Origin of the sequence: Sorangium sp. So ce362, from assembly GCF_051519845.1 — a bacterium.
Classification (GTDB): Bacteria; Myxococcota_A; Polyangia; order Polyangiales; family Polyangiaceae; genus Sorangium.
The window spans coordinates 1,157,516-1,172,679 of the sequence record NZ_CP150332.1 but is presented as its reverse complement, the minus strand read 5'-3'; the positions used below and the strand labels follow the sequence as shown (position 1 = coordinate 1,172,679).

General features: G+C 70.4%; 17 protein-coding genes and 1 pseudogene. 7 read left to right on the top strand and 11 right to left on the bottom strand.

The window, feature by feature from the left end:
- The first annotated feature begins 315 nt into the window (after positions 1-315).
- Complete coding sequence (locus tag WMF17_RS04730; protein ID WP_437648365.1) at positions 316-1,629, top strand: hypothetical protein; 1,314 nt, start codon at positions 316-318, stop codon at positions 1,627-1,629.
- Between the two features lie 335 nt (positions 1,630-1,964).
- Here the strand turns inward: WMF17_RS04730 and WMF17_RS04725 are convergent, their stop codons facing one another.
- Positions 1,965-2,387 carry a DoxX family protein gene (locus tag WMF17_RS04725; RefSeq protein WP_437648363.1) on the bottom strand — a complete coding sequence of 141 codons (423 nt, stop codon included), beginning with the start codon at positions 2,385-2,387 and terminating at the stop codon, positions 1,965-1,967.
- Positions 2,388-2,484: 97 nt separating this feature from the next.
- Positions 2,485-3,387, bottom strand: coding sequence for a LysR family transcriptional regulator (locus WMF17_RS04720; RefSeq protein WP_437648361.1), 903 nt, complete (start codon positions 3,385-3,387; stop codon positions 2,485-2,487).
- A 400-nt stretch (positions 3,388-3,787) separates the two neighbouring features.
- Between WMF17_RS04720 and WMF17_RS04715 the strand changes: the two genes are divergently transcribed.
- From WMF17_RS04715 to WMF17_RS04700, 4 genes are all read left to right on the top strand, one after another.
- Entirely contained in the window at positions 3,788-4,213 is a 426-nt protein-coding gene (locus WMF17_RS04715; RefSeq protein ID WP_437648359.1) for a DUF6184 family natural product biosynthesis lipoprotein, read from the top strand.
- On the top strand, positions 4,210-4,341 hold the full coding sequence (locus WMF17_RS04710; RefSeq protein WP_437600743.1) for a hypothetical protein: 132 nt from the start codon (positions 4,210-4,212) through the stop codon (positions 4,339-4,341). The genes WMF17_RS04715 and WMF17_RS04710 overlap by 4 nt, the downstream gene beginning before the upstream one ends.
- A gap of 284 nt (positions 4,342-4,625) precedes the next feature.
- Positions 4,626-6,149 carry an amidohydrolase family protein gene (locus WMF17_RS04705; RefSeq protein WP_437648357.1) on the top strand — a complete coding sequence of 508 codons (1,524 nt, stop codon included), beginning with the start codon at positions 4,626-4,628 and terminating at the stop codon, positions 6,147-6,149.
- Positions 6,150-6,246: 97 nt separating this feature from the next.
- Positions 6,247-7,098 carry a ketopantoate reductase family protein gene (locus WMF17_RS04700; RefSeq protein ID WP_437648355.1) on the top strand — a complete coding sequence of 284 codons (852 nt, stop codon included), beginning with the start codon at positions 6,247-6,249 and terminating at the stop codon, positions 7,096-7,098.
- A 30-nt stretch (positions 7,099-7,128) separates the two neighbouring features.
- On the opposite strand, the gene WMF17_RS04695 is transcribed toward WMF17_RS04700, so the two are convergent.
- The 4 genes from WMF17_RS04695 to WMF17_RS04680 form a co-directional block, all read right to left on the bottom strand.
- The gene (locus WMF17_RS04695; protein WP_437648353.1) at positions 7,129-7,503 is read right to left on the bottom strand and encodes a hypothetical protein; all 375 of its coding nucleotides are present in this window, start codon (positions 7,501-7,503) and stop codon (positions 7,129-7,131) included.
- Between the two features lie 174 nt (positions 7,504-7,677).
- Positions 7,678-8,979 (bottom strand): aminotransferase class V-fold PLP-dependent enzyme, encoded by a 1,302-nt coding sequence (locus WMF17_RS04690; protein WP_437648351.1) that lies wholly within the window; start codon positions 8,977-8,979, stop codon positions 7,678-7,680.
- A gap of 280 nt (positions 8,980-9,259) precedes the next feature.
- Entirely contained in the window at positions 9,260-10,297 is a 1,038-nt protein-coding gene (locus WMF17_RS04685; RefSeq protein ID WP_437648349.1) for an aldo/keto reductase, read from the bottom strand.
- 70 nt (positions 10,298-10,367) lie between these two features.
- A complete protein-coding gene (locus tag WMF17_RS04680; protein WP_437648347.1) occupies positions 10,368-11,303 on the bottom strand; it encodes a LysR family transcriptional regulator in 936 nt (311 codons plus the stop codon).
- Between the two features lie 151 nt (positions 11,304-11,454).
- Between WMF17_RS04680 and WMF17_RS04675 the strand changes: the two genes are divergently transcribed.
- Entirely contained in the window at positions 11,455-12,030 is a 576-nt protein-coding gene (locus WMF17_RS04675; protein WP_437648345.1) for a YceI family protein, read from the top strand.
- On the opposite strand, the gene WMF17_RS04670 is transcribed toward WMF17_RS04675, so the two are convergent.
- Together WMF17_RS04670 and WMF17_RS04665 are read right to left on the bottom strand one after the other, a co-directional pair.
- Entirely contained in the window at positions 12,017-12,178 is a 162-nt protein-coding gene (locus WMF17_RS04670) for a hypothetical protein (protein WP_437600735.1), read from the bottom strand. The genes WMF17_RS04675 and WMF17_RS04670 overlap by 14 nt on opposite strands.
- Before the next feature lie 140 nt (positions 12,179-12,318).
- The gene (locus tag WMF17_RS04665; protein WP_437648343.1) at positions 12,319-12,951 is read right to left on the bottom strand and encodes a DUF6151 family protein; all 633 of its coding nucleotides are present in this window, start codon (positions 12,949-12,951) and stop codon (positions 12,319-12,321) included.
- Between the two features lie 35 nt (positions 12,952-12,986).
- On the opposite strand from WMF17_RS04665, the gene WMF17_RS04660 reads away from it, so the two are divergent.
- On the top strand, positions 12,987-13,352 hold the full coding sequence (locus WMF17_RS04660) for a hypothetical protein (protein ID WP_437648341.1): 366 nt from the start codon (positions 12,987-12,989) through the stop codon (positions 13,350-13,352).
- 50 nt (positions 13,353-13,402) lie between these two features.
- Here WMF17_RS04660 and WMF17_RS04655 read toward each other — a convergent pair whose 3' ends face one another.
- The 3 genes and pseudogenes from WMF17_RS04655 to WMF17_RS04645 all read right to left on the bottom strand — a co-directional run.
- On the bottom strand, positions 13,403-13,624 hold the full coding sequence (locus WMF17_RS04655) for a hypothetical protein (protein ID WP_437648339.1): 222 nt from the start codon (positions 13,622-13,624) through the stop codon (positions 13,403-13,405).
- A 184-nt stretch (positions 13,625-13,808) separates the two neighbouring features.
- On the bottom strand, positions 13,809-14,303 hold the full coding sequence (locus tag WMF17_RS04650; protein WP_437648338.1) for a hypothetical protein: 495 nt from the start codon (positions 14,301-14,303) through the stop codon (positions 13,809-13,811).
- Between the two features lie 184 nt (positions 14,304-14,487).
- Positions 14,488-14,934 (bottom strand): annotated as a pseudogene (locus WMF17_RS04645) (tyrosine-type recombinase/integrase); the annotation flags it as partial.
- Positions 14,935-15,164 lie beyond the last annotated feature (230 nt).

The following is a 15,164-nucleotide window of genomic DNA, read 5'->3' as shown; positions in this document are numbered from 1 at the left end:
CGTCGTGGCAATCCTCACCGGACGGTGAATTTTGGCAAACCCTGCCGCATCTATGGCGGGAAGCTACGAGCTCTGGACCGTGCAGCTCGACGGGCGCGACGTGGCCCGGCGGGCACGGGCCTTTGCAACGTGCTTTGCAACGTGCTTTGTGCAGCACGTCAATACCTGTCATTTCGACACGACGACGCCCCGCGGCGCGGCCGCTTCAAGGAGGGAATTTCGATGCTGGAGAGCCGATCACGATGCCTCGTGTCCGTACTGTGCACCCTTGGGCTGGCGGGGTGCGCAATGGACGCGCCGGACCCATCGCACGCATTGGAAGAGCAGGAACCTGCCGGCACGTCGGCCAAGGCGCTCACAGCGAGCCCGGGCGAGCACATCTGGAGCCGGCGGTTCGGGGGCGCGCTCGATCAGCTCGCGGAGGACGTCGCCATCGATCCCCAGGGAAACCTCCTGGTGGTGGGGCGCTTTTCGGGGAGCCTGGTGCTCGACGGCCTCGTGTTGACCAGCGCGGGCGGCGCGGACGTCTTCGCCGTGAAGATCAACGCGGGGGGCGTCCCCCTCTGGGGCCGGCGCTTCGGCGGCGCTGCCGACGAAGGGGCGACGCTCGCGGCAGTGGACGGCCAGGGTGATGTGGTGATCCACGTGGTGGGGAGTCAGCCGGTCGATCTCGGCGGTGGGCCGGTCGAGACCGCGTCTGCAGCGCTGGTCAAGCTCGACGCCACAGGCGGCCATGTCTGGAGCCGCAGCCTGGGCGCGGTCGCGACCGCGCTCGCGGTGGACGGCACGAGCCATGTCCTGGTGGCCGGCACCTACACGGACCTCGCGGATCTGGGGCTCGGGCCGATGCCGGCGTTCGGCTCCGACATCTTCGTGGCGCGGCTCGACGCCGACGGCACCACCCTCTCGAGCTGGCGCTTCGGAGCGGAAGGCAACCAGGAGGCGCGCGCGCTCGCCGCCGACAGCGCGGGCAACGTGGTCCTCGCCGGCGACTTCAGCCCGCGCATCTACCTCGGAGGCGAGGACCTCTATTCGCATGGCTCCCGGAACGCGTTCCTCGCAAAGCTCGACCCCGGAGGGTTCCACATCTGGAGCCAGATGCTGCCGTTCGACAGCGGGTACAACTCGAGCCTCGGCGCCCTCGCCATCGACGACGCCGACAACATCGTCGCCACGGGCTGGGACGGCGGCGGCGGCGCGAGCGGCAGGGCGCTGAGCGTGTTCAAGGTGGCCCCGGGCGGCGCGGTGCTCTGGAGCCGGTTCTACTGGGGCACGCCCGAGGAGCTGGGAGATCCCGCCGGCGCGTGGCCCGGCAGGAGCATCGGGACGGACGCGGAGGGCAACGTGGTCGTGGCGACCGATCCGACCGGACTCAGCCTGTCGTCGCGGTTGACGATCGATCTCGGCGGAGGGCCGCTGCCGGTCGGCGCCCTCGTCCTGAAGCTCGATTCCTCGGGCGATCACGTGTGGAGTCGAAGCTGGGCCAGGACGTCCCGACCCGAGCTCGCGGTCGCTCCTGGAGGCAGGGTGTTCGTCGGCGGCTCGTTCACGGGCACGCTGGACTGCGGCGGCTGGCCGCTGACGAGCGCGGATGGATTCGACATGTTCCTGGCGAAGCTCGCCCCCTGAAGAGCCACCGCGCGCCGGCCTCGCCCTCTGCGCAACCACGGCGCGCCAGCCACAGCCTGCGGGGCCCACGCCGCTCTCCTCGCCATCGCTTGCTCCTTCGTGTCGTCCGGCTCCTGCGCCTCACGAGGGGCAAGATCATCCGCGTCGGGGCCGGCGCCGCCCGCGCAGCGCGGCTCGCCTGAGCGGAGCGGTCAGACCTCCGATCCTCGCTCCTTCGCCTCCTCTCATAGGAGACCGGCAGCTTCGGACCCGCTGGGGCTACGCAGGTGAGGGTCACAGCGCCGAGCTGCGCGATGTCACGCGCGGAGGGCTCCGTACGCCGCCGCCACTGCATGTCAGCGGCGCTGCAGCCGGCCCGCGGCGAGCGCTCCGTCGCCGAGGAGCGCCTGCGCGCCGAGCGCGATCATCAGGAAGGCGACATACTCCCAGCCGCCCCCCTGGCCGGCGAACATCCAGCCGTTGGGGAGGTGCACGAGCAGCGCCCCGGCCATCACGGGCAGGAGCGCCAGCGCGACAAGGCGCGTCCTGAGCCCGGCCAGGAGCGCCGCCCCGCCGAGCAGCTCGGCGAGGAACACCGGGTACGCCGTCCAGCCCGGGAAGCCGCTCGCCGCGAAGAACGCCACGGTGCCCGGCAGCGTGTACACGAGCGGCTTGGCGAGCGCGTGCGCCAGGAACACGGCGCCCAGCCCGACGCGCAACATCAGCGCGGCCAGCTCGGCCGAGCGGGGAACGGAGAGGATCTTGTCGAGACGGCTCATGGGTGATGCCTCCATGACCCGAGGAGTAAGCCCCGGCGCCGCGCGACGGTAGAGCGCGCCCGGGAACGAACTGTTCTTCAGGGAGAACGATGCGTCGCTACGCCCACGAGGTCCCGCGAAACGCGGCCGCGAGGTGCTCGATGAGCCGCCGCACCCGCGCGGGCGGGCGCCGGCCGGCCGCGTGCACCGCGTAGATGCCCATGGGCCGGGGCGCGAACGCGTCGAGCAACGTGACCAGGCGCCCCGCCCGGAGGTCCTCGTCGACCATGAAGCGCGGGAGCACCGCGAGGCCGATCCCGGCCACGGCCGCCTCGCGGAGCGCCGTGCCGTTGCTGGCCGTGAGCGGGCCGGAGACGGGGACGGAGACGCGCCCCGAGGCGCCGTGGAAGCGCCACTCGTCCTCGACGCGCAGGTGGAGGTAACGCAGGCAGTCGTGGCGCAGGAGATCCCCCGGCTGCTCGGGCCGCCCCCGCCGCTCGAGGTAGCCCGGCGCGCCGACCACGAGCAGCGCCGTCGTGGCGAGCTGGCGCGCGACAAGGCTCGAGTCCTTGAGCTTCGTGATCCGGATGGCCAGATCCACGCGCTCCTCCACGAGGTCGACAAGCCGGTCGTTCAGCACGAGCTCGACGTGCGCGCCCGGGCTGGCCCGCAGGAACCGAGAGAGCGGCTCCGCCAGGTACATCTGCGCGAAGCTGACCGGCGCGTTGAGCCGGATGCGGCCCCGGTCGGCGTCGGACGCGCCCCGCACCGCCGCCGCGGCCTCCTCGAGCACGCGCGCGCAGCGGGCGTAGAGGTTCATGCCGGCGTCCGTGACGGTGAGCTTGCGCGTGGTGCGCACGAGCAGCCGCTCGCCGAGGCGCTCCTCCAGGCGCGCGACCCGGGTGCTCACCATCGACTTCGACACCCCGAGCCCGGCCGCGGCCGCGGTGAAGGAGCGGCGCTCCACGACACGGGCAAAGCACAGCAGGCCAGGCAGGTCGTCGAAGAGCGGGTCGATCATGCCCCCACTGTGCGCGGCGGGACGGATTGTTCGCAAGGAAGAACACCGTCCGCGACGGCGAGGACGGCAGTCCTCGACGAGCGCAGCGCCACGGAGGCGGCGAGGCGGCCGCCGCGACGGGCCGGCGAGACGTTCTGCACCTCTCCTGGTACAAGCGCGCACGCAGCGTCGCAATCTGCCACAACCGCGCGCCCGGCGCATCGCCGCGCGCCGGAGAGGACACGTGCGATCCTCAGCGCAGAGCGCCTCCGAGCGTCCGTGGAAGCGGCGCAGTGCGACCTGGCATGGACGGTGCTTGAGCGTCGTGCTCGATAGCGGGCCCGCGGCGCATTGCTGCGAATCGGGCTACGCGTGAGGCCGCCATCCGAAATTCTGGCGAGCTGCGAGAGAGGAAACAACGATGCAAAAGTGTCTCTGGGCTTCTTTGGCCACGACAATCTTCCTGGTTGGGGCCGCCGGCTGTGACGACGCTGCGGACGCCGTGAACGACGTGCTGCCCGGCGAGGCGTCGCGCGAGGCGCGCATAACACAGATCGCCGAGGCGGCGTGCGACCGGTACGCCGACACCGAGGCGGGCTGCCCCGGTTACGGCACCGACGACCAGACCTACGCGACGGAAGAGGACTGCCAGCGCGATTTCGAGGATCGCGCTGGCGAGCTCTGGCCCGCGACCGAGTGCGGCTCGGGACAGATCAACGATAGCCGCTACGACGTCTGCGAAGAGCGCGCAAAGGCGGTCGCCTGCTCGGAGGGTATCTTCGACGCGATCGCCGCGCTGGATGAGTGCAGCGCCGGGAGCGTGTGCACGGATCCCGCCGACAAGTGACGCCCCCTCTCGGCGGGCTGCTGCTGTACGGGCAGCCCGCCGAGAGGCAAGTCGTGGTCAGACTCGAACGCACCGACACCTACGAGCTCGACGCCAACCGCGAGCACACCGCGCTCCGCTGCCCCTGACGCGCAGACCTCGATGTCGCGTGGTGACCCACATACGAAATGTGGCCTCCCCCTCCGGCGAGGTCGCGCCGGGCTCGTGGATCCCCATGACTCTCAAAAAAGAGCAATCCACGATACCGAAGACACGTCCGCCGTACGGGCCTGGAGCTCCGCTGCATACCGCGAGGCTCGACGCTGGGTTCCGTCCCGGGTTATCCTTTGCTGATCCGAACCGAGCACGGCGTCGTGTCTCGCGGCGTTGCGACACGCCATGGCACTCGTGAACTCAGCAGGAGGAACGCAAGATGTGTCAGAAGCTCTGCGGAAATAACTCGATCCACGACCAGGAGCCGGCGAAGCCGGGCGCCTCTCGTCGCCAGTTTCTCGCGGTGGGGGCTTCAGCCCTCGGCGCCGCGGCGACCTTTTCGGCTCCCGCGTCAGCGCGGGGGCCGGCGGAGCACGACGACCTGCCGCGGCACACCGGCACCGGGCACCGGCGCTACCTCCTGAAAGGGGGCGCCGTTCTCAGCATGGATCCGAACGTGGGGGACTTCGCCCGCGGCGACGTGCTCGTCCAGGGCTCGAAGATCATCGCGGTCGGGCCGAACCTGCACGCCCCAGGCGCGACGATCATCGACGCAAGGGGGATGATCGTGATGCCGGGGTTCGTCGACACCCATCACCACCAGTACCAGACCGCGCTGCGGAGCTTCCTGTCGGACGGCCTGCTCGCCGACGACGGGCTGCCGCACGGCGAGAAGAACTACCTCGACTATATCCACTCCACCATCACGCCGGTCTTCAGGCCGGCGGACGCCTTCATCGCCGTCCTCGCCTCTTCGCTCAGCCAGCTGGACGCCGGGGTGACCACGGTCGTCGACACGTCGCAGGTGGGTCATACTCCGGAGCACACCGATGCGGTCATCGAGGCGCTGCAGGAATCGGGCCGTCGCGCGCTGTTCGTGTACTCACCGGGTGCGGGCCCCGGCAACATCTTTCCGAACGACCTTGCGCGGCTGCAAAGCGACTACTTCTCCTCGAGCGACCAGCTCCTGACCCTGGCCATGGGCGGGGAGCTGTTCGACCCCGCGTTCCGTGATTACTGGGCGATCGGGCGGCAGAATGGCCTGCCTATCGTGACTCACCTCGTCGGCGGCCTCGGCCAGCAGACGCTCATCGAGCAGCTCGACAGCGAGGGCCTGCTCGGGCCCGATCTCGAGTTCATCCACGCCAGCGGCATCTCGGCCGGCTCCTGGCAGGCGATCGCCGATGCAGGAGTGAACGTCTCGGTCGCGGCCCCGATCGAGATGACCATGCGGCACGGCATGCCTCCGATCCAGGCCGCGCTCGATCTCGGCATCCAGCCCTCGCTCAGCACCGATGTCGAGTGCACGATGACCGCGGACTTCTTCACCCAGATGCGGACCGTCTTCACGCTTCAGCGGGCGCTCGTCAACGAGCGCGCGCTGGCCGGAGAGACGGGTCTGCCCGAGCTCCTCACGTGCCGCGACGTGATCCGCTTCGCCACGATCGAGGGGGCCCGGGTGGCCCAGCTCTCTCACAAGATCGGCACGCTGACGCCGGGCAAGGAGGCAGACATCATCCTGCTGCGGGCGGATGCCATCAATGTGGCCCCGCTCAACAATGTGCCGGGGGCCGTCGTGACGTTGATGGACCGCAGCAACGTGGACACCGTCATCGTCGCGGGACGGATCCGGAAATGGCGAGGGCACCTGGTCGACGTGCACATGCACCATCTCCGCGCCGCCCTCGAGGCGTCCAGGGACTACATCTTCGACGCGGCGGGAGTCGAGCGCGAGCTCTTCTGAGAGCGGTAGCCCGACCCCCCGCGCAGCTCGACCTGGCGCCTCCGCACGCAGCCAGCGCGTGTTGCCGGGTCGATCGACGGGTGTTACCGTCCGCTGCATGAAGATCGCCATCGTTGGACCTGGCGGGATCGGAAGCACGTTTGCGTTTCAGCTCGCGCGAGCGGGGCACGAGGTGACGGTTGTCGCTCGTGGAAAGCGGCTCGATCACCTGCAGCGAGACCAGGCCATCGTGAACGCCTCGGGCCAGCGTGCCGAGGTGAACGTGAGCGCCGCGCTCGACACGACGGCGGCGTGGGACCTCGTGCTCGTGACGGTGCTCGCGTCGCAGGTGGACGCGGTGCTGCCCGCGCTGGCCGCCAGCGCGGCGAGGACGGTGATGTTCATGTTCAACACCTTCGAGTCGCTCGGCCGGCTCCAGGGTGCGGTCGGCTCGGCGCGCTTCGCCTTTGGCTTCCCCGCGATCCTGGCGACCCTCGATGACGGCAAGCTGACGTCGAAGATCGTCTCCCGGGGCATGGTCACCACGGTCACGGATGCAGCCTGGGCGAAGGTCTTCACCGACGCAGGCATTCCCAGCGTCGTGCATTCCGACATGGAAAGCTGGCTGCGGACGCACGCGGCTCTCGTCGTGCCTTCGATGGTCGCCATCGTCACGTCCCATACGCGGAGGGCAGGCGTGTCGTGGACCGAATCGATGAACCTGGCGCGCGCCATGGTTGAAGGATTTCGCCTGGTGCGTCAGCTCGGAAACACCATCACCCCGGAGCCGATGGCGTGGCTGAGCCGCTTGCCCCAGCCGATGCTCGCCACGTTCCTGTGGACGCTCAGCAGGCTCGAGACCGTCCGCAAGACGGGCGCCGCTGGGCCCGGCGAGCCACGCACGCTGATCGACGAGATGGCCGCGGCGGCCCCCGGCCAGACGCCGGCGCTGCTTGCCATCAGGCCCTGAAGACAGCCAGAGGGGCAGCCGAGCCGCGTCTCAGCGCGCCGGCGCGTTGACGAGGCGAGCCGCGCACCGGCCGTCCTTGCAGAGGCAGCCGCCGCCGCAATCCATCGTCCCTGGCCGGCACTCTTGCGTGCACATCAGCCCTTCCTCGCACGCGGGCGCCGTGGCCTTCGCGACGCAGGCGGCCGGGTGGCACCCGCAGACGGGCACACAGTCCGCGTCGCTCTGGCACGGGTCGCTGCCCGCGACGATCGTCTCGTCCGTCGGGGTGGCCGCGGGCGGCGTGGCCGGATCCTGCACCGGAGGCGTCTTCGAGCCGGGGGGATCGTGCGACGACGCCCCGCACGCAGCACAGAAGAGCACGGTGACCAGGAGGAGCCCCATCGAGCGCGCGATGATGTGTCTCATGTGCGTGCTCTCTCACGGATCAACACGAGCTTCCACCCTCACCTGCGAGCTCCTGCGTCCGCGCCCGGCAGGCCGCTCCCCCGGGGCCCTCGGCCGCCCCCCCGAGCGACATCGACGCTCAGGCGGCCTCGTGGTACGCGTCCGCGCCGTGAGCCGCTGGGCGGAGCCGGCACATCACGCGAGCGCCCGGATCTCGCGCACCACCGCCTCGACGTCCGCCTCGGAGTTGAGCAGGCTCGGCGCGACGCGGGCATAGGAGATCCCGTACGGCGACGTCGACGCGATGATCTTCCGCTCGCGGAGCTTCCCCACGACGGCCGCCGGCGTCATCCCCGCCACCTCGAAGCAGACGAGCCCCGCGGAGATCGCGTCGTCGAGCGGCGTGTGCAGCGTGACGTGGCGCATGCCCTTGAGCCCCTCCTTGCACTGCCGGTTCAGCGCGTGGATGCGGTCCGCGACCTTGCCCTTGCCGATGCGCCGGTGGAACGCGAACGCCGCGGGCAGCGCCCAGCGGTGCTCGAAGGAGTGGAACCCTCCGGGAGACATCATGTTGGCGGTCGTCGGCGGCGCCGGCTGCCCCCGCAGCCAGGCGCCGTATCCGTCACGGCCGAAGTGCGGGATGCTCGGGCGGAGCATCGGCCAGAGCTCGGCCCTGCCCCAGAGCACGCCCGTGCCCCGCGGCCCCAGGATCCATTTATGACAGCCGGCCGCGAAGAAATCGCAGCCGAGGTCGGCCATCGTGACGTCGTCGACCCCGAAGCCGTGCACGCCGTCCACGCAGCAGACGACGCGATCCCCCGGCGCCCGCCCCTGATTTGCCCTGGCGACGACCTCCGCGACGGCGCGCACCGGCGTCTTCACCCCTGTGCTCGAGTGCACCCACGTGATCGCCACGACCCGCGTAGCCGGCGTGATCGCCCGCTCGATCGCGCCCGCCATCGCCGTCGCCGTCGCCGCGCCGCTGCTCTCGTAGAGCGCGATCTTCCGCACCGCCGCGCCCGTCCGCTCCGCCGCGAACCGGAGCGACTCGTGCGTGGAATAGTGATCGTGCACCGTCGTGAGCACCTCGTCCCCGGCCCCGAGCGGCAGGCCGAGGTACAGCGAGGCGAGCCCCATCGTTGTGCTGTCCGTCAGCGCGATCTCCTCGGCGCGGGCGCCCATGTACGCCGCGGCGGCCTCCCGCACCGGCGCCGGATCCTCGTGCTCGTGGAGCGCGTCCACCGGGTTCTCGTCGAGCTCCCTCCGCAGCGCCTCGATCGCCTCGCGCACGGGCCGCGGGTGCGAGGCGAGCAGGAAGCTCGCCATGTGGATCCACGCCGGCGACACCTCGATCTCGTCCCGGACGCGCTGCCATGCGTCGGCCGGCGCCCGCGGCCGATCGCCCGCGGCCTTTACCGCCTCCGGGGCCGCGCAGCCCACGGCGCCGAGCGCCAGCAGGCCTTCGAGCAGGCTTCGCCTGGGTAGCTTGGTCGTCATCTGCAGCTTCCTCCCTCCGTGCCGGCGCAGCCCCTCCGGAGCCGCAGGATCGCTCGCCCACGAGCGCTCCGATGCCGCGAGCAGGGATGTTCTCCCTCGCCGCGCCGACCGCGAGTATGCACGGGCGCCGCGAATGAGCAGTAACCAACTGCAAGGATTCAGCTTTTTACAGCGCGCAGCGAGGGGCGGATCGCGGTGTTCCGCGCTGTCGGCTCCGTCCCGTCACGCCGCACCAGCGCGAGATTCCTGGCTCGCCGTGAGGACTGCTATCCCCGCGCGCTCACGGCGCCGGGCTCGGATAGCGGGCGTGGATCTGGTCGATCTCGGCGAGCACCTCCTTGCTGAGCACCACGCCCGCGCTCTTCACGTTCTCGTCGAGCTGATCGAGCGTGGTCGCCCCGAGGATGGTGCTCGCCACGAACCAGCGGCTGCGCACGAAGGCGAGCGCGAGCGACGCCGGGGTGAGGCCGTGCGCGCGGGCCAGCTTCACGTAGGCCTGCACCGCCTCCTCCACGTTGGGCTTCCGGTAGCGCTGGCCGAAGGTCTCGAACCGGGCGAGGCGCGAGCCCGGCGGCGGTCCGCCGAGGTACTTGCCCGTGAGCAGGCCGAAGGCGAGCGGGCTGTACGCGAGCAGCGACACGTTCTCGCGGCGCGAGGCCTCCGCGAGCGCCGAGTCGAACGTGCGGTTGACGAGGCTGTAGGCGTTCTGGATCGCCACCGGCCTCGGGAACCCCAGGTGCTCCGCGATGCGGCTGAACTGCGTCACTCCCCAGGCGGTCTCGTTGCTGAGCCCGAGATATCGGACCTTGCCGTCGCGGATCACCTCCGCGAACGCCGCGAGCTGCTCGGGGATCGGGGTGCTCGAGCGCTCGCTCGCCGGATCGTAGGCGGTCGCGCCGAACTGCGGCACATACCGATCCGGCCAGTGGATCTGGTAGAGATCGATGTAATCGGTCCTGAGGCGCCGCAGGCTGTCCTCGACCGCGCGCCGCACGTTCGCGCGGTTGACCGCGAGAGACCCGTTGCGGACCCACGGGATAGGGCGGCCCGGCCCCGCGATCTTTGTGGCGAGGACCACCTTGTCGCGTGGCTTCTGGCTCAGCCACTCGCCCACGTAGCTCTCCGTGCGCCCCTGCGTCTCGGCGCGGGTCGGCACGGGGTACATCTCGGCCGCATCGACGAAGTTGATGCCCGCGTCGAACGCGTGGTCGAGCTGCGCTTTCGCGTCGTCGAGCGTGTTCTGCTCGCCGAACGTCATCGTCCCAAGGCAGAGCTCCGAGACCCGGAGCTCGCTGTCACCCAGCTGTCGGTAGTTCATCGCTGTTCCGTCCGTGGGGCGTCCAGTAGCACGGAGCGGCGGCGTCGTCCACCATAACGGACACTATATCTTATATGGCGGACACGCACCCGGGCGGCGTGGCTGCGATCAACGAGCGCTGGAGTCGCGGCGTGAGCGCTTCGACGAGGAAGTCACGGAACGCCGCGATGCGATGGGGCAGGTACCGCGCGGAGGGGTACACGAGGTGCAAGGGCGCCCCCGAGGCCACGTGCGACGGCAGCACGCGCACGAGGCGGCCTCGCGCGACCTCGCGGGCGCACAGGACGGCCGGGAGGAGGCCGACGCCGACGCCCGCCAGCACCGCGCGCCGCGCGAAGCTGAGCTCGTCGACGGCGAGCGGCCCATCGACCTCCACCGTCTCGTCCCCCGCGGGCCCCTGGAGCGTCCACGCGGCGCGGCCGCGCGTCGCGCGAAAGATGACGCACCGGTGCGCTGCCAGGTCGCCGAGGCTGCCGGGGACCCCGGCGCGCTCGAGGTACCGAGGCGAGGCGTACAGGGCATCTTCCACCTGCCCGATCTTCCGCGCGATGACCGAGCCGTCGCGGAGCGGCCCGGCCCGCAGCGCCAGATCGAAGCCCTCCTCCACGAGATCCACGACGCGCCCGGTGAGGACGACGTCGATGCGGACGGCCGGGTGGCGCCGCACGAACCGGGCGACCGCCGGCTCGAGCATCGCGACGCCGAGGTCGACGGGCGCGGTGATGCGGATGGTGCCGCGCACCACGGCCTCGAGATCGGCCACCATCGCGGCGGCTTCCTCGAGGCTCGCGACGTCGCGCGACGCCCGCTCGTAGAACGCCGCGCCGGCCTCGGTGAGCCTCACGCTGCGCGTCGAGCGGTGCAGGAGCCGCGCTCCGAGCGCCTGCTCGAGGAGCGCGACCGAGCGGCTGACCGAGGATTTCGGCAGCCCCAGGACCCTGGCCGCCGCGGTGAAGCCCCGCTCATCGACGACGCGGACGAAGACGGCGATGCGGTTGAGGTCCATTGTTCGTCCCTGGAGAACAGACCGTTCTCGAACGCCTGTCTAGTGCGTTCACGAGCAACGATGCATCTTCTCTCCTGTGACCCACGGCCAGCTCGCCCCGGATGACCCGGGTGCGGCGAGCCCGGACCTCTTCGACGAAGGACAACCCGCCATGAACACCACGACCAGCACCACCACCCCGACCGCGACCCCCTCCCAGGCTGCCCGCTGGACGATCGACGCGGCGCACTCCAGCGTCTCGTTCTCCGTACGCCACATGATGATCTCGAATGTGCGCGGCGAATTCGAGGGCGTCGCCGGCGAGGTCCTCTACGATCCGCGGCTCCCCGAGGCGTCGAAGATCTCCGCCACGATCGACGCGGCGTCGATCCACACCCGCGAGGAGAAGCGCGACGCGCACCTCCGGAGCGCCGACTTCCTCGACGTCGAGACGTACCCGACGATCACGTTCGCCGGAAGGAGCGTCCGCCGTCGCGGCGACGGGCTCGATATCGTGGGTGACCTGACGATCCGCGGCGTCTCGCGCGAGGTGACGCTCGCGGTCAGCGAGCTCTCGGGCGAGCACCGCGATCCGTACGGCAACCGCAAGCTGGGCGCGACCGCCACGACCAAGATCCGCCGCAGCGACTTCGGGATGAGCTTCAACGCCGTCCTCGAGACAGGCGGCGTCCTCGTGGGCGACGAGATCTCGATCACCCTCGATATCCAGCTGCTCAAGCAGGCGTGAGCGCCGGCAGGGCCATCCGCCCGGCACCGGCGCCCACGAGCAGGCGACTCGCCTGCTCCCGCGGCCGCCCGGCCGCGCCCGGCGAGCAGCACGCGGCGTCGCGCGGCAGGCGCACCTTCACCTCATCGTGGGTCGTCATCTTTCCCATCGATCTCTCCTCGGTGTGGGGCGCGACGCGTCGATCCACGACCCGCGGCAGGGCGAGATCGCCTCGAGGCATGGGCCACGCAGGAGCGCGGCGCCGCGCTCGCGCCCTATCGCCGCCGTCTCCTTCGTTCGAGCCGGCCGTCATGCGCGCGCGGGACGCGGGCCGCACAGCGGGCGTAGCGCGTCGCGCTCGGCCGTGGACAGTACAGTGACCGGCCACGCTGGATTGCCGCTCGCGCGGTCGAAGAACGGATGTGGCCACGTCTTGCCGCGGACCTTCCAGCCGAGCACCTTCCGGATCGTGCGCGCGATGAGACGCACGTTCGGCTTCACCGAACCAGGCGGCGGCTCGCCGATCGCGAACTTGCCGAAGAGCCAGCCGCGCGGCGCGCCGAAGACCTCGTCGCACGGGACTGCGCTCGGCGATTGCTGGAACAGCTCGGTGGCGAGGCCGACGAACGGCAGTCGCGGCGTCCACGTGTCGCCGAGCGGCGTCTTGCAACAGCTCGCGTACCAGCGATAGGTGCCCTTCGGCGTGAGACGTACGGCGGCGACGAGCTCGCTGCCGCGGTCGAACGAGACGGTCGAAGGAGCAACCTGCACGATGTCCGAGCCGCCGTGGTCGTCGAGCAGATCCGCGCAGCCGAGATGGTGCAGGAATGCCTGACAGTCGTCGCAGTAGCAGACGACGCGGTTCACCGCGCTCGGCGCCGCATCGCGCAGCCATCCGTGGAGCTTTCCGCAACGACACTGGAGCTCGACGTCTCGGAACATGAAGCTTGCGTATCACGCCTCGACGCGCGACGCGCGTGCTTCTCGCCGCCCTCGTGCCCGCCGGGAGCATCGTGGCGTTCAGCGGCGCCGACCCCGCGAATCACCCGTGCGCCAGCCGGCTCCTGCTGCGCGCCCACCGGGCGGTCTACGAGCACCGAGCGCCGGTGGGAGCGGCCTTCGAGGCGTCGCCCGTAGCGCTCACGGACACCGTCGAGGGACAGGGTGAGTCCATCGCGTACGAGGCTGAAGGATCCGGGTATTTCACGATGACCGAGCGCGAGGCCGCGCCGTATCCGCTCGAGCGCGTCGCTCGCCCGCAGGGCGCGTCGGCACGAACCACGCTGAAGCGACCCGCCGCGCGGCGGACGGCGGCTGACGGCCCCCCGATCACGGCCCCGTGAAACAGGACGGCATCGTCCTCGAGCGGCGCTGCCGGGTAGGCGTCGCCATCCTACGGGCAGCCGTCGCAGCGGAACTCGCGGAGCAGGTCCTCGAGGACGTTGATGTGGAGCAGCCGTCCGCCGGCGGGGAGGCTCTGGGCGCTTCGCTCGTTGACATCGCAGTCGACCCCCACCGCGGCCGATCCCGGCGAGCCCCAGTGCACCACCGCGTCCTGCCCGCAGATCCCCTCGTGCAGCGTCCCGGCAAGGTAGACCTGCTCGGGATCGAGCACGTCTCCGGCGACCGCCGCGGAGGCCCCGCTGGCAGCGGCGGCGGCATGCGGCCGTGCCAGCGGGGCGGACGGACGCGCGCGCGACGCATTCGCCCCTGACGTTCTCTCATCGCTTCGCTGTTCGTCACCCCCGTGCGGGGCGTGGCCGGCGAAGGTCCTTGCTGGCGTCTCGTCCCCTGCCCCGTCACGGCTCCGGCGGAGACGCGAGCAGCTCCTCGCCGAGCGCCCGCAGCGCGCTCTCCAGCGCGGGCGGGTCGCTCCCCTCGATCTCCCATTCCTTCCGGCTGTAGTACTTCGCCGCGCCCCGCGGAGCACCGCTCAGATCGAGGCAGTAGTCGAAGCCCTTCACGTCGCACGGCCGCGCATCGAAGGCGGCCTCGTGCTTCGATTTGTCCTGCGGGAAGAGCAGCTGCACCTTGTCGTTGCCGCGGAGCTCGTAGCGGAACAGGGCAAACGAGCCCTCGTACTGGGACGCACGCCGGAAGATGCCGATCGGCTCGTCGGCGAGCAGCGCGATGAGCTCGACCTGATCCGTGTCGTTCCTCGGAAGTCGCTCGATCCAGACGCGGCCGACCAGCGTCTTCGGGTCCGACCCGCGCGAGCTCAGGAGCCCGTAGCCGCCTGCGACCGCCGCGAGGGCGACCACCGTGACCGTCATCATCCTGGAAAGGAGACGCATTCGCTTCATTTTCCGGGGTTTCTGCGTCGTCCTGACGATTGCCTGACGAATCGTCGTGGCCGTCGTCGCCCAGCAAGGTGGCGGGTAGCGGAGGGAACACCGGCTCGAACCGGCCGGCGAGTTGCTCGGCCTCCCGGACGTAGCGCTGCGTCGTGACGAAGGCCGCGTGGCCTGCCCGGCCCATGATCTTGAGCGGGTCATCGCCGCGGATGGCCATCCACGTCACGCCTGTCGCGCGGAGGTCGTGGAACGTGATGGGCTTCCGTGTCGCGTCATCCGCGAAGAGCTCGGGCCGGGTGACGCCCGCAAACGCCAGGAAGCGGCGCAGCCTCGCAGCCAAGGACTGACCGCATACTATCCGGATCACCCGCGCGTCCGGGTCGGCCTTGCCCTTCATCGCGCGCAGCAGCGGCATCAGGTTCGCCTCGATAGCGAACCTCCGGGCGAGCCTGCCCTTGGTCGACTTCTCCTTCGCGCGCAGCCGATCGATGCCGCGGTTCACGTTGATTACGCCGTGGTCGAGGTCGACGTCGCTCCACCGCAGTGCTTCGAGCTCCCCGGCGCGGAGGTAGAGGTAGACGGCCAGCGCGATGATCCGGCGCCAGTGGAGCGGCACTCGATCGCTATTCATGAGGGCCAGGAACTCGGAGGGGTAGAGATAGCTCTTCGCCCGCTCGACGCCGCGGTCCGGACCGACCACATCAGCGCAGGGGTTGTCATCACGCACGCGCAGCGCAGCGATCTTGGAGCGGTGCGAGTCCTTGAACATCTTGCTCATAATGATCCACACGCGCTGCATGGTCTGCCAGGAATGCGAGCCTGCGGAGACCTTGGCGTCCAGCGTCTCTACTACCGCTTCGA